The 13,610-nt window shown below is 33.9% G+C and carries 13 protein-coding genes; 5 read left to right on the top strand and 8 right to left on the bottom strand.

Annotated elements, in window-relative coordinates; translation table 11 throughout:
- Positions 1-98 precede the first annotated feature (98 nt).
- From FEM21_RS08990 to FEM21_RS09005, 4 genes are all read right to left on the bottom strand, one after another.
- Positions 99-1,100 (bottom strand): vWA domain-containing protein, encoded by a 1,002-nt coding sequence (locus FEM21_RS08990; protein WP_035659657.1) that lies wholly within the window; start codon positions 1,098-1,100, stop codon positions 99-101.
- Complete coding sequence (locus FEM21_RS08995; RefSeq protein WP_035659659.1) at positions 1,100-2,731, bottom strand: hypothetical protein; 1,632 nt, start codon at positions 2,729-2,731, stop codon at positions 1,100-1,102. Before FEM21_RS08995 ends, FEM21_RS08990 begins: the two co-directional genes overlap by 1 nt.
- A gap of 53 nt (positions 2,732-2,784) precedes the next feature.
- On the bottom strand, positions 2,785-3,648 hold the full coding sequence (locus FEM21_RS09000) for a DUF58 domain-containing protein (protein WP_035659661.1): 864 nt from the start codon (positions 3,646-3,648) through the stop codon (positions 2,785-2,787).
- A 99-nt stretch (positions 3,649-3,747) separates the two neighbouring features.
- A complete protein-coding gene (locus tag FEM21_RS09005; protein ID WP_035659663.1) occupies positions 3,748-4,752 on the bottom strand; it encodes an AAA family ATPase in 1,005 nt (334 codons plus the stop codon).
- Between the two features lie 370 nt (positions 4,753-5,122).
- Here FEM21_RS09005 and FEM21_RS09010 point away from each other — a divergent pair, with 370 nt between their 5' ends.
- From FEM21_RS09010 to FEM21_RS09025, 4 genes are all read left to right on the top strand, one after another.
- Positions 5,123-5,878: an SDR family NAD(P)-dependent oxidoreductase gene (locus FEM21_RS09010; protein WP_035659665.1), complete on the top strand. Its 756-nt coding sequence runs from the start codon at positions 5,123-5,125 to the stop codon at positions 5,876-5,878.
- Between the two features lie 4 nt (positions 5,879-5,882).
- Complete coding sequence (locus FEM21_RS09015; RefSeq protein WP_035659666.1) at positions 5,883-7,022, top strand: ATP-binding protein; 1,140 nt, start codon at positions 5,883-5,885, stop codon at positions 7,020-7,022.
- Between the two features lie 113 nt (positions 7,023-7,135).
- Positions 7,136-7,861: a metallophosphoesterase family protein gene (locus tag FEM21_RS09020; protein WP_035659668.1), complete on the top strand. Its 726-nt coding sequence runs from the start codon at positions 7,136-7,138 to the stop codon at positions 7,859-7,861.
- Positions 7,862-7,883: 22 nt separating this feature from the next.
- On the top strand, positions 7,884-8,381 hold the full coding sequence (locus tag FEM21_RS09025; protein WP_035659670.1) for a DUF6646 family protein: 498 nt from the start codon (positions 7,884-7,886) through the stop codon (positions 8,379-8,381).
- Between the two features lie 53 nt (positions 8,382-8,434).
- Here the strand turns inward: FEM21_RS09025 and FEM21_RS09030 are convergent, their stop codons facing one another.
- From FEM21_RS09030 to FEM21_RS09045, 4 genes are all read right to left on the bottom strand, one after another.
- Positions 8,435-8,920, bottom strand: a complete 486-nt coding sequence (locus FEM21_RS09030; protein WP_081824672.1) for a DUF3828 domain-containing protein — start codon at positions 8,918-8,920, stop codon at positions 8,435-8,437.
- 11 nt (positions 8,921-8,931) lie between these two features.
- Positions 8,932-10,485 carry an L-piperidine-6-carboxylate dehydrogenase gene (gene amaB / locus FEM21_RS09035; RefSeq protein ID WP_035659672.1) on the bottom strand — a complete coding sequence of 518 codons (1,554 nt, stop codon included), beginning with the start codon at positions 10,483-10,485 and terminating at the stop codon, positions 8,932-8,934.
- Positions 10,486-10,594: 109 nt separating this feature from the next.
- A complete protein-coding gene (locus FEM21_RS09040) occupies positions 10,595-11,134 on the bottom strand; it encodes a 3-hydroxyanthranilate 3,4-dioxygenase (protein ID WP_035659674.1) in 540 nt (179 codons plus the stop codon).
- Between the two features lie 174 nt (positions 11,135-11,308).
- Complete coding sequence (locus FEM21_RS09045; protein ID WP_035659676.1) at positions 11,309-12,409, bottom strand: endonuclease/exonuclease/phosphatase family protein; 1,101 nt, start codon at positions 12,407-12,409, stop codon at positions 11,309-11,311.
- A gap of 239 nt (positions 12,410-12,648) precedes the next feature.
- Between FEM21_RS09045 and FEM21_RS09050 the strand changes: the two genes are divergently transcribed.
- Positions 12,649-13,548: a S66 peptidase family protein gene (locus FEM21_RS09050; protein ID WP_152547386.1), complete on the top strand. Its 900-nt coding sequence runs from the start codon at positions 12,649-12,651 to the stop codon at positions 13,546-13,548.
- Positions 13,549-13,610 lie beyond the last annotated feature (62 nt).

Here is a 13,610-nt window from a genome sequence, read left to right on the forward strand (position 1 = left end):
AATTTTAAATTCCAATTTAGAAATTCCAAATTCCAAATATTTATTCCAACTATTGGAATTTGGAATTTTTAAAATTTGATTTTTTTGTTTTTGCAAAATCAAATAAAGCTTCTATAAACTGTGTTTCTTAAACCTATTTCTACAAGTAATAAAAATCCAGCCAGTAAAACAAAAGGTCTGTATTTCTCGTCATAATCATAGAATTTTAATTCCTCAATTTCAGTCGTTTCCAGCTTGTTGATTTCTCCATAAATCTCAGCCAGTTTATCATTGCTTGTTGCTCTAAAATATTTTCCATCGGTTTTTTTAGCAATGCTTTTCATCAGTCGCTCATCGATTTCTACTTTCATCATTTGGAATAAAAACTGTCCGCTTGGACTTATGGCATACGGAAACTCTGCCATTCCATTTGTTCCAATTCCGATAGTATAGACTTTGATTCCGTACTGTTTAGCGATATCGGCTGCTGTTTCTGGTTCGATAAATCCTGCATTATTAACACCATCAGTCAATAAAATAATAACTTTACTTTTAGCCTTACTGTCTTTCAAACGGTTTACGGCTGTCGCCAATCCCATCCCAATTCCGGTTCCGTCTTGTAAAACATTATCGTATTTTATACTCGCAATGGCTTCTTCTATAATCGCTTTATCACTTGTTACAGGAGTTTTAGTATAAGCCTCAGAAGCATAAACGACTAATCCTATTCGGTCATTAGGTCTTCCTTCGACAAAATCAGTGGCTACTCTTTTTAAAGCTTCCATTCGGTTAGGCTTTAAATCTTTGGCAAGCATACTTCCCGAAACGTCTACTGCCATAACAATATCAATTCCTTTAGTAGTCTTGGTTTTATTACTAATGTCAACCGTTCTTGGTCTAGCCATAGCAATAATTAAAGAACTCAAAGCGATAATTCGAAGTACACTTAAATACGGTTTTAATTTTGCCCAAAATGATGGTGCTGATTTAAAACCTTTTATCGAACTTATTTTTAAGGTTGCCGACTGCTGGTTTTTCTTTAAAACCAACCAAAAAATGGCAATCGGAATTAAAAGAAACAACCAAAAAAACTCTGGATTTAAAAAAGTTATTTTTGCCATTATCTACCTTCGTGTTTTAATTCGACTGAGCTTAACACTCTTTCTGAAATTTCATTTGCATACTTATCACCTTCCTGATGTAGAATCAATATTTGCTGTAATCCGCCTTCCTGAGCAAACAATAATACTTCGTAATACATTCTGTCTCTATCATTATTTTCAGGATTTACTCTTGTAAAAGTTCCATAAGCTTTTACGCCTGTAATTCCTTCTTTGGTCTCAAAATCTTCTTGCTTCACAATCATATTTTGTGCGCCTTGCGATTCTAAAGTTTGCAAATAAACTTCTACTGATTTTTTCAAATCAACTTGCGTTTCCTGCTTATATTTCAAAGTAGAAACCATCAAATAGAACTGATCGATCATACTTCCATAAACAAAAGACTGCATTTCTTTTACTAATGCTAATCCTTCTTTAGGTAATGATTTTGTCAAATCAGTACGTTTTAAAACCTTAGGCGTATTGATAATTACAGCAGGATTTCCGTATTCACTTCTTACCCATTCTCCTTCTAATAATTCCATTGATGGATGACCAATAAGATTGTCTTTTACATAATCAAATCCTCTGGTTGCCATTAAATAAAATGTGGTTGCCAACAATAAGAAAAGAACCGAAGCTACGCTTATAGTAATTCGATTGTTGCGTTTTTTCTTTAGTTGTAACGCAATTTGTTTTTGTCGCTGCGCTTCATTTAATAAAGTATCTTCTTCATTAATAACCTCAACCGGAATCGAATTATCTAAGGTTAAAATCGCTTTTTGAATTTTATTTCGATCTTCAGTAATTTCAAATTCTAAAGGTTTTGATTTGGCAAATTTTACTAAATCGGCTTGTTTTAAAACTCTTTCTAAATTTTCGATAGTTTCTGGTGTCAACACCATTTTCTTTTTAACCGATGCAGCTCTTAAACCAGTAATTAATTCGGAAGTTGTGCTTTCCATCGCTGGAATTTCTATTGCTTCTTCAATATAATTTCGGGCAATATCAGTCAATTCACTGTAATATTCTTTGATTTCTCCTTTTTGCCAAAGTTCTTTTTTCTCTAAGTTGTTCAACAAACTTGTGGCTTTTTCGATAGGAGTTTTATAAACTTCTTCTTCGATTTTTTTCTTTTGTCTGTGTTTTAAGAACCAATAAATTCCGGCACCAATACCCAAAATTAGTAATACTGCTAAAAGATATTTCCACCAATTTCCGATAGTATCCGGAGCTGGCTGAATATCTTTAATATCATACATTTTTTGTTTTAAAGTATCAACCTGAACATTAGTCACCTCAACAGCAATTGAATCGGTTTGATACGGTTTATTGTTAATCAGAATCTTGATACTTGGAATCACATAACGCCCCGAATCAAATTGTGTTAATCCGTATTTTTTAATTAACTCATAACGGTCATTGTTTTTTACAGTATCAACAGGATAAGACTGGATTACTTCAAGAGCACCAATGTTTTTTAAATTTGGAAAAACAACTTTAGACAAAGTATCTACCGATGTTTTTAGAGTTAATTTAAACTCAGCTCCAATTTTGTTTTTTGTAGTATCGATACTTGTTTCTACTCTTTTTTGTTGCGCAAAAATTGTCGTAGAAAGCAGTAATAATAAGAAGAATATTAGTTTTTTCATGTTTTATGAATCCTATTTAAAATCTTAAATCGTTAATCATCAATCTAAAATCTTTATCTCGATTTAAAATAGCCTAATAATTTGGTTACATAACTTTCGTCAACTCTTGTATTTACAATTCCTGAGCCAGATTTACTGAAAGTTTCTTTAAAATAATTCAATTGATCATGATAGTATTTTTCATAATTCATTCGAACAGCTTTAGAACCTGTATCTACTAATTGCATTTCTCCTGTTTCGGCATCCAGCATAGGAACCATTCCCAGATTTGGCATTTTTTGTTCCCGAATATCATACACACGAATTCCGGTTACATCGTGTTTTTTAGCAGCGATTTTCAAAGTTTGCTCATAATCATCCGACATAAAATCAGAAATAACAAAAACAATCGCTTTCTTTTTTTGAGTACTCGACAAAAATTTCAATGCCTGAGCAATATCAGTTTTATGGCTTTGTGGTTCAAATTCGATTAATTCACGAATAATTCGCAAAACGTGCGACCTTCCTTTTTTTGGCGGAATATACAATTCGATTTGGTCCGAAAATAAAATCAATCCTATTTTATCATTATTTTGTGTAGCCGAAAAAGCCATCGTTGCAGCAATTTCTGTTACAATGTCTTTTTTAAATTGATTTTTAGAACCAAAACTTTCTGAGCCCGAAATATCAACCATTAACATCATGGTTAATTCTCGTTCTTCTTCAAAAACTTTTACGTGTGCCTCATTATAACGGGCGGTAACATTCCAGTCAATATTTCGAATATCATCTCCATATTGATATTGACGCACTTCACTAAAAGTCATTCCACGCCCTTTGAAAGAAGTATGATATTCCCCAGAGAAGATGTGATCACTCAATCTTCGGGTTTTGATTTCTATTTTTCGTACTTTTTTTAAAAGCTCTTTTGTATCCATTTTCCCCTCCTAACCTCCCCAAAGGGGAGGAATTATTTGTCGATATACTTAGAAATTTCAACTCTCCAAAAGCCCCTCCTTTGGAGGGGTTGGGGAGGATTAAGGTACTTCTACTTCGTTGATAATTTTATTGATGATATCTACCGAAGTGATATTTTCTGCTTCGGCCTCATACGTTACTCCCACTCTATGACGCAATACATCATGAACAACAGCACGAACATCTTCAGGAATTACATAACCACGACGTTTGATAAATGCATAACATTTAGCAGCATTTGCTAAATTGATACTTCCACGTGGCGAAGATCCAAAACTAATTAATGGTTTTAAATCAGCTAATTTGTATTTCTCTGGGTAACGGGTAGCAAAAATAATATCAAGAATGTATTTCTCGATTTTTTCGTCCATATACACTTCACGAACGGCTTGTTGCGCACGTAAAATTTGTTCAATAGAAACCACCTGATTTACCTTGTCATAACTTCCGCTTAAGTTTTGACGAATTACCAATCGCTCTTCATCCATTTTAGGATAATCAATCACTGTTTTTAGCATAAAACGATCGACTTGTGCTTCTGGTAATTGATAAGTTCCTTCCTGCTCAATTGGGTTTTGTGTAGCCAAAACCAGGAAAGGTTTTTCTAATTTAAAAGTAGTATCCCCAATAGTAACCTGCTTTTCCTGCATGGCTTCTAATAATGCTGATTGCACCTTTGCCGGAGCACGGTTAATCTCATCGGCTAGAACGAAATTAGCAAAAATAGGTCCTTTTTTTATCGAAAATTCATTTGCTTTAATGTTATAAATCATTGTCCCTATAACATCGGCAGGTAATAAATCTGGTGTAAACTGGATACGGCTAAAAGAACCATGAACTGCCTGAGAAAGCGTATTAATAGCTAATGTTTTTGCCAGTCCGGGAACACCTTCCAGTAAAATATGACCCTGCCCTAATAATCCAATCAATAATCGTTCAATCATGTGCTTTTGACCTACAATCACTTTATTCATTTCCATAGTAAGAAGGTCTATAAAAGCACTTTCTCTTTCTATCTTTTCGTTGATTGCTCTAATGTCTAAAGTCGACGTATTCTCTTCCATAAAATTATTTTTAATACCTTGAATTTAATGCCTTAGTTTTAAGAGTGCAAATTGAATTTTTTTTTAACGGTAAGATGTTAAAAAATGGTTAAAACTTCTGCTGATAAAGCAATTTTAAGGTCGAATTATGATACAATTTCCATAATTTTAAGAACTTTAAGAATTATACTTTCAAAAGCTGCTTACATAACGTTTTTTCTAAAAAAAGACACACTAAATAAGCGTCTAATTCACACCAATTAAACACATTATGAATAACGAAAGTTTATTAAAAAAAGTACATTTCGAAAATTAGAAATCAGGGAAGTAAACTTTAAAATTTGATTTACAAGAAGTTTTCACTTATTTTGATTAGACAACATAGAAAATCATGAACAAAACAGCATTAATAACAGGTGCAACCAGCGGAATAGGAAAAGCAACTGCTCAAATTTTAGCTCAAAACAACTACAATATTATTCTTTGCGGCCGACGTGAAAACCGGTTAAACGAACTCGAAAAAGAATTGAGCGTTTATACGAATGTTTGCAGTCTTCAATTTGATGTGAGAGATAAAAAAGCTGTTTTCGAAAAAATAAATTCCTTGCCCGAAGCTTTTTCTAAAATTGACATTTTAATCAATAATGCCGGAAACGCACATGGTTTTGAACCTATTCAGGATGGAGATCCAGACGATTGGGATGCGATGATTGATATTAATCTAAAAGGACTTTTATATGTTTCTAAAGCGATAATCCCTACAATGATAGCCCAAAAATCAGGACATATTATCAACATTGGTTCAACCGCTGCCAAAGAAGTTTATGCCAATGGAAATGTGTATTGCGCTACAAAACATGCCGTTGACGCCATTAATCAAAGTATGCGAATCGATTTGAATCCGCATGGAATTCGTGTAGGTGCGATTCATCCCGGCATGGTCGAAACCGAATTTAGTCAGGTACGTTTTAAAGGTGATAACGAAAGAGCCGCCAATATTTACAAAGGTTTTACACCTTTAAAAGCCGAAGATGTTGCTGATATTATCCACTTTGTAGTTTCGAGACCATATCATGTAAATATTGCCGATCTTGTGGTCATGTGTACCGCACAGGCAAATTTTTCGACAGTAAATAAATCAAGCTAATTTCATGATTAACAAACGTCTATTAATAAAAAATTTATTGGCTCACAACGACGAGAATAGTTTTTACGACAAAAAACGTCAGTTGAATTTACATAGTAAAGAAGGCAAAGCCAAGTTCTTAAAACACATTTGCGCTTTGTCTAATTCGAATCCGGCCAATAACTCTTATATTGTTGTAGGCGTCGAAGATCAAGACAATGAAATTATAGGAGCCGATTTTTTTGACGATAGTCACATTCAGAATTTAATTAATGCTTATTTAGAAAATCCGCCTAAAATTCAGTACGAAAATGTTCCTTTCCCAAATTTGCCTAAAGACAAGGTAATTGGTTTAGTAACAATCAAACCAAAAAATAAAATTTCCTCCTTCAAAAAAGGAATTTACACCATTCCCATTCATAGTGTTTTTGTAAGACGAGGTAGTAACACTACACCTGTTGAGGACAAAATAGAAAAAAATTACCCAAATACTGAAACCGTAATTGACCTTGAAAACAACTCCCGAAACAACATCAAATACACCTTAGACGGCGTTTTTGATTTTATGAATTTTAGGCACAAAGACATGGCGCCAAAATACAAAGTCTTCAAAGAATTATTTGTTATTTGCTGGGCCGGAATTCCTAAAACCGTTAGAGACAAAACCTTTTTATCGCGCGTAGACATTGAGTTAATTAACGAACATATTAAGTTATTTTATTCGGCTCAGGATGTAGTTACTATTTCTTATGACGAGCATAGTTTTACCATTATCGAATATGTTCCGCTGGGCTTAAATGACAAAACCAGTTACTATCCTTTAGAACAGCAAACCATTCGTTTTTTCGAAAATGGCTATTATAAAATTGAAAACAAAATGCTTTTTGAACCACCAGTTTTCAATAAAAAAATGCTTTATCACATTTACAACAACAATGAAGCTTTGATAAGCAAACTCAAAAAAGAACTTCAATTGGATTCCCGGGAACTTAAAGATTTAGAAAATCTTCCTTCAACTTTTATGATTTGTTATTTGAATGGTTTTGAAGATGCCAAACAAAAATTAGTTGATGCCAAAAACTATCTAAAACCTTTTCCATCAGTTTATTTATCGTTTAAAGAAGCTATGCGTGTTTTACGAAAAATGAAATACGATGTGCAATAATCTTTGCTATTAAAAATTCTATTTTCGCATTATAAAAACAAAAAATAAAGAAAGCTGCTGTTTTTTTCAATCTCTTTTAGCTATTTTTATCAATATTAAGCAGATTTCAAAAAATGAGAACATTAGTTATAGGTGATATTCATGGAGGTTTACGCGCCTTACACCAAATCATAGAAAGAGCCAAAGTTACCTCAAAGGACAAACTAATTTTCTTAGGCGACTATGTAGATGGCTGGAGTCAGTCGCCGGAGGTAATCGATTATTTGATACAATTAAATATCACGAATGATTGTGTCTTTATAAGAGGAAATCATGACGAATTATTATTGCATTGGTTAAAAGACAACACCGATAATCTTTTATGGTACAACCATGGTGGCGAAGCAACCGTAATTGCTTATGAAAAAGTGAGCGATGCAACTAAGCAAAGTCATATCTTGTTTTTGCAATCTTTAAAAGATTATTATTTAGATGATCAACAGCGATTGTTCATTCATGCCGGTTTTACCAATATGAACGGAATTAATTTCGAATATTTTCCAAGATTATTTTACTGGGACAGAACACTTTGGGAAACGGCATTAGCCCTAGACCCAAACATGCTTCCTACTGATTTATTATATCCAAAAAGATTCACTTTGTATAACGAAATATACATTGGACACACTCCCGTTACCCGTATTGGAGAAACCGTTCCTATAAAAAAAGCCTGTATCTGGAACGTTGACACTGGAGCCGCCTTTAAAGGACCTTTAACGATTATGGACATTGATACTAAAGAATTTTGGCAAAGTGAACCATTAAATAATTTATATTTCGACGAAAAAGGAAGAAATTAAATACATTTGTAAAAAAATTATCATGAAAAAGACATTCACATTACTGGTATTACTTACTGTAGGCTTTGCAAATGCACAAGCTTTTAAAGGTAAAGGCGATACTAAATTTGACATTACAGCCAACATTCAGGAACATGGTTCAGGAATTCGTTTTACTTCCGATTTTGGTATGGGAGAAAATATTTCTTTTGGAATTTTAGCTTCTTATTTATTGTCTGTTGATAAAGATGGCTTAGGAAACAAACCTGATTTTGAAGACAGAATTGATGTAAAAGCCAGATTCAATGCTAATTTAGGGAATGTTTTTAATATTGACGAAAAAGTAGATATTTACCCTGGTTTAGACCTAGGTTTAAGAAATTTTGGAGCTCATTTAGGTGCCCGTTATTTCTTCAGTGAAGGTTTTGGATTAGTAACTGAAATAGGTTTTCCTATAGCAAAATACAATCCGGACGCTATCGGTTTTGAGCGTTTAAACAATCAGTTTACATTTAATATTGGAGCTTCATTTAATTTGTAAAAATTAATTTACAGCATAAAAAAAGGCAAATTGATTTCTCGATTTGCCTTTTTTTATTTTAAATAGGAAATTTTGAAACTTCCATTTTCATCAATAACAGTAACAAGAATAACTACTTTATCATCTGAAAATTTATCCAAATAGTTCACCTTAAATTTATTTTCAGAACCTTCTACTTTACTGACAGACAAACTATTTATTACATCTTTTGAAACATCTTGCCCTTTAATAAATGGATCGTAATCCAATTCATTATTCTCAAATTCATTCGAAATGCTATCTAACAAAGTTTTTGTACAATACTTTTCTTTTATCGAATCTAATTTTCTTTCTGATTCCTTTAAATCCTGATTTGAAAATTCTTCCAAATAGGATTTATAAAATGTAGTTACCATTTTTTCAACTTGTTTATCCGTTGCAACAGTAATATTGCTTTTTTCATTCTCCAATACTGGATTAGATTCAAATTGTTCTTTTTTACAACTGCATAACAACAGAATGACTACTAATTTGATGCAAAATATTTTTCTATAATTCATTATAAAATCAATTACAAATCAAATTTTATTCCTTGTGCCAATGGCAAACTACTTCCATAATTGATGGTATTGGTTTGACGACGCATATACACTTTCCAGGCATCAGAACCAGATTCACGACCGCCGCCCGTTTCTTTTTCACCGCCAAAAGCGCCTCCAATTTCGGCTCCGGAAGTTCCAATATTTACATTAGCAATACCGCAATCAGAACCAGCTACAGATAAAAATAATTCAGCTTCACGCAAGTTGTTGGTCATAATTGCCGAAGACAATCCCTGAGCTACATTGTTTTGAATTGCAATAGCGTTTTCAACCGTTCCTGAATATTTTAGCAAATATAAAATAGGCGCAAAAGTTTCCTGTTGCACAATTTCGAATGTATTATCCGCTTCAACAATAGCAGGTTGCACATAACAACCACTTTCATATCCTGTTCCTGAAAGCACTGCTCCATTTACAAGAATTTTTCCGCCTTGAGCAGTCGCTTTTTCTAAAGCTTTGTTGTAGTTATTAACTGCATCAATATCAATTAATGGCCCTACATGATTTTTTTCATCTAACGGATTCCCTATTTTTAATTGACCATAAGCTGAAACCAAAGCGTCTTTTACTTTTTCATAAATACTTTCGTGAATAATTAAACGACGAGTTGAAGTACAACGTTGTCCCGCCGTTCCAACAGCTCCAAAAACAGCTCCAATAATGGTCATTTTTATATCGGCATCCGGACTAACAATAATGGCATTATTTCCGCCCAATTCTAATAATGATTTCCCTAATCGTGCCGCCACGGTTTGCGCCACAATTTTCCCCATTCGGGTAGAACCTGTAGCAGAAATTAAAGGAATTCGGGTATCTTTAGTCAATAATTCACCTATTTTGAAATCACCGTTTATTAAGCACGAAATTCCTTCGGGCAAATTATTTTCTTTTAAAACCTGTGCTAAAATATTTTGACAGGCAATGCCACAAAGTGGGGTTTTCTCTGATGGTTTCCAGACACAGACATCACCACAAACCAAAGCCAAGGCTGCATTCCACGACCAGACAGCAACCGGAAAATTAAAAGCCGAAATAATTCCAACCACGCCTAATGAATGGTATTGCTCATACATTCGGTGATTAGGTCTTTCAGAATGCATGGTCAAACCGTGCAATTGTCGGGAAAGACCAACAGCAAAATCGCAAATATCAATCATTTCCTGAACCTCGCCGTAGCCTTCCTGCAGGGATTTCCCCATTTCGTAAGAAACTAATTTTCCTAGAGCTTCTTTATTCTGACGTAATTTTTCACCAAACTGACGCACGATTTCACCGCGTTTTGGTGCCGGTATCAGTCGGAAAGACTGGAAAGCTTCGGTAGCGGTTTGCATTACTTTTTCGTAATCGTCAGCCGAAGTAGTTTTTACTTTTGCTATCAACTGACCATCAACCGGAGAATAACTTTCCAAAATTGCTCCTGTAGAAAAAGAATTTGTTCCTGTTGATGTTCCTTCGTTTATAGCGCTAATTCCTAATTGTTCTAAAGCGGCTTTGATTCCGAATTGTGTTGCGATTGTTGTCATGATAATGAGTAGGTTTCGTGTTTTAGCCCCGATAGTAACGGCATCCTTTTCCTGATTTCTTTAAGCAGGAAAAGATAGAGTGGATAGCGGGAAATAGCTTCTGAAAAAATTATTTTTTGGCTGTGAATCTTGGATCTGTTTCCATAACCGTTCCACATTTTTCGCAAGTACGCAAATGTTCTGAATTATAAAAATGCTCAAAATGCGGCAGAAAATCCTTTTCGATATTATTCAATTCAAAATAAACATCATAGAGTTTATGATTGCAATTGTCACAAAACCACATCAGCCCATCTGTAAAACCTTTGCCTGCTCTTTTGCGTTCGATAACCAAACCTATGGAACCTTCGGAACGCACCGGAGAATGCGGAACTTTGGCAGGATGCAAATACATATCGCCGGCGTTAAGCTGCATCACTTTACGCTCCCCTTCTTCCTGAATATGGACTTCTATGGAACCTTCTAACTGATAAAACAATTCTTCGGTTTCATTATAATGAAAATCTTTTCGGGCATTTGGACCCGCAACAATCATTACAATGTAATCTCCTGAATCTACATATAAATTTTTATTTCCTACAGGCGGTTTAAGCAATTGACGGTTTTCGTCAATCCATTTTGTCAGGTTAAAAGGTTTTGAAATTGCCATTTTGAGTTGTTTTTTTTAAGAAAAGCTAAGGTACGAAAAAAAGAATTTTGGTTTCAATCTAAACGCAAAGGACGTAATGAGAAATCATTCTTTGTCTTTAAAAATACAAATACCACAAAGTTTTGCGATACTTGCGAAATACTTTATGTTTTTCGCAGTTAGACTTTATGTTATCTATTTTGCCTGCTTAATCAGATAAATATAAACCGGAAAATGATCACTAAAACCCACTTCAATAGCCGAATGCCGTTTAGGATATCCTTTATATTGTCCTGAAGTTTGAATTAAATAACTCTTATTGTAAATTCCGGATTTCCAATATTGATAACTCGAAAAATCATTTTTTATTAGCGATTGTGTCACCATAATTTGGTCAAAAATATCCCAGGAATCTCTAAATGCGATGGTTCCCAAACCTTTTTTAGCCATTTCTTCAAACGGATTGTAAATTCCAAATTCAGGAACTTCTTGTTTATTACCTTTAGCACCCAGACTTTTTTTAATGCTTTTATCGAAAGGTCCATCGTTTAAATCCCCCATTGTAATCACCTTAGCATTTGAATTTATTTTTTGTAACGAATCGATAATTTTTCTATTCAATAATCCTGCTGCTTCCCTATACGGACTTGATTTTTTCTCTCCGCCTGAACGCGACGGCCAGTGATTGACAATAATATGAATTTCTTCTCCTTCTAAAAAACCGGTGACCAAAAGCTGATCTCGTGTAAAAACCCGATTATCAAAATTGCTCTGAAATACCTCATCATCATCTTCCGAAGCAGTAACTAATTCGTGATTTTGTGTCTCTTTTTTATAAATTCGCAGTGGAATATTAGCATAAGAAATTGGTTGAAAATATTTATTTTGGTACAACAAAGCCACGTCAATTCCTCTTTTATCCGGCGAATCAAAATGTATAATTCCATAATCCTGCAAAGCCATTTTAGGCTGTTGGATTAAATCTTCCAGTACTCCTCGATTTTCTATTTCGGAACAACCTATAAATGTGGGTGAATTGGAGTTTTCGGGTTTGCCTATTTCGGTTAAAACCCTTGTAAGATTTTCTAATTTTTGTTGGTATTTTTTAGAAGTCCAGCGTTGTGCTCCCTGGGGAGTCCATTCGTCATCATTAGTATTTGGATTATTAATAGTATCAAATAAGTTTTCGAAATTATAAAAAGCAACCGTATGAATTCGATAGCTTTTTTGCTGCGAAAAACCCATTTGATGTAAAAACAAGAAAACAAGCATTACAATCCATCGTAGTATTTTCATAACCAATTCAATTTAAGGACTGTAGTAAATTTAATTCATTTTGTATAACTAAGCGCAAATTTTTTTTGAATTTAGCTATCTTTGTTTTGATGCTATCAAAAGCATTCTCAAATTTTTATTTATTCAGGAAAAATACCAATATGTTTACTTCTCGATTTTTAATTACAAACCGAATATTGAGCATATCGCTATTTCTGATTTTTATTTTTCAATCTTTTACCAGTCAAGCCCAAAAACACATGATTACACCAGCCGCTTTACAAAAAGGAGACACCGTTGCTATTGTTGCCACTGCCAGAAAATATACTGATAACAATTTAAAACCCGCTATCGATTTATTGCACAGCTGGGGACTGGAAGTAGTAATAGGAAACAGCATTGGACTTGATAATAACCAACTAGCAGGAACTGACGAACAAAGAACTGCCGATTTTCAAGCGCAACTGGACAATCCTAATATTAAAGCCATCTGGTGTGTAAAAGGCGGTTATGGAACGGTTAGAATAATCGATTCATTAGATTTTACAAAATTCAAACAAAGTCCAAAATGGATTGTAGGTTTTAGTGATATCACAGTTTTACACAATCACCTGAATACTTTAGGCTATAAAACCATTCACGGAATTATGCCTGTGACTGCTCCGCGAGCTACTAAAGAAGCAATTGCAACATTAAAACAAGCTTTGTTTAACGAACCTTTGAATTACGAAATTACTTCTGATGCTATGAATCGAATAGGTTCTGCCGAAGGAGAATTAGTCGGCGGAAATCTTTCTATTTTATACAGTTTGTTTGGCTCTCCATCAGCAATTGATTGTAATAGCAAAATTTTATTCATCGAAGATTTAGACGAATACCTTTATCACATTGACCGAATGATGATGAATTTAAAACGCAATGGCTGTTTAGAAAGCATTAAAGGAATTGTGGTAGGATCGATGACAAAAATGAAAGACAACGATATTCCGTGGGGAAAAAATGCGGTTCAAATTATAGAAGATGTCACTAAAAAATATGATATTCCGGTTATTTATAATTTCCCGGCAGGACATATTCAGGACAACAGAGCTTTGATTTTAGGAAGCAAAGTGTCCATGAAAGTGACTAGAGAAAAAAGTATCCTGAAATTTGAAAATTAATCGATTTCAATGGCAATTTCAAAAATCAATTTCAACAGCAAGCTAACCGCTGAACACTAAAT

The sequence above is a fragment of the Flavobacterium seoulense genome (assembly GCF_000695795.1).
In the GTDB taxonomy this organism is placed as follows: domain Bacteria; phylum Bacteroidota; class Bacteroidia; order Flavobacteriales; family Flavobacteriaceae; genus Flavobacterium; species Flavobacterium seoulense.

Excerpts from the sequence above, each read along its gene's own strand:
- FEM21_RS08990 (WP_035659657.1), bottom strand. The coding sequence starts at position 1,100 with ATGGCAAAAATAACTTTTTTAAATCCAGAGTTTTTTTGGTTGTTTCTT.
- FEM21_RS08995 (WP_035659659.1), bottom strand. The coding sequence starts at position 2,731 with ATGAAAAAACTAATATTCTTCTTATTATTACTGCTTTCTACGACAATT.
- FEM21_RS09000 (WP_035659661.1), bottom strand. The coding sequence starts at position 3,648 with ATGGATACAAAAGAGCTTTTAAAAAAAGTACGAAAAATAGAAATCAAA.
- FEM21_RS09005 (WP_035659663.1), bottom strand. The coding sequence starts at position 4,752 with ATGGAAGAGAATACGTCGACTTTAGACATTAGAGCAATCAACGAAAAG.
- FEM21_RS09010 (WP_035659665.1), top strand. The coding sequence starts at position 5,123 with ATGAACAAAACAGCATTAATAACAGGTGCAACCAGCGGAATAGGAAAA.
- FEM21_RS09015 (WP_035659666.1), top strand. The coding sequence starts at position 5,883 with ATGATTAACAAACGTCTATTAATAAAAAATTTATTGGCTCACAACGAC.
- FEM21_RS09020 (WP_035659668.1), top strand. The coding sequence starts at position 7,136 with ATGAGAACATTAGTTATAGGTGATATTCATGGAGGTTTACGCGCCTTA.
- FEM21_RS09025 (WP_035659670.1), top strand. The coding sequence starts at position 7,884 with ATGAAAAAGACATTCACATTACTGGTATTACTTACTGTAGGCTTTGCA.
- FEM21_RS09030 (WP_081824672.1), bottom strand. The coding sequence starts at position 8,920 with ATGAATTATAGAAAAATATTTTGCATCAAATTAGTAGTCATTCTGTTG.
- amaB (WP_035659672.1), bottom strand. The coding sequence starts at position 10,485 with ATGACAACAATCGCAACACAATTCGGAATCAAAGCCGCTTTAGAACAA.
- FEM21_RS09040 (WP_035659674.1), bottom strand. The coding sequence starts at position 11,134 with ATGGCAATTTCAAAACCTTTTAACCTGACAAAATGGATTGACGAAAAC.
- FEM21_RS09045 (WP_035659676.1), bottom strand. The coding sequence starts at position 12,409 with ATGAAAATACTACGATGGATTGTAATGCTTGTTTTCTTGTTTTTACAT.
- FEM21_RS09050 (WP_152547386.1), top strand. The coding sequence starts at position 12,649 with ATGATTACACCAGCCGCTTTACAAAAAGGAGACACCGTTGCTATTGTT.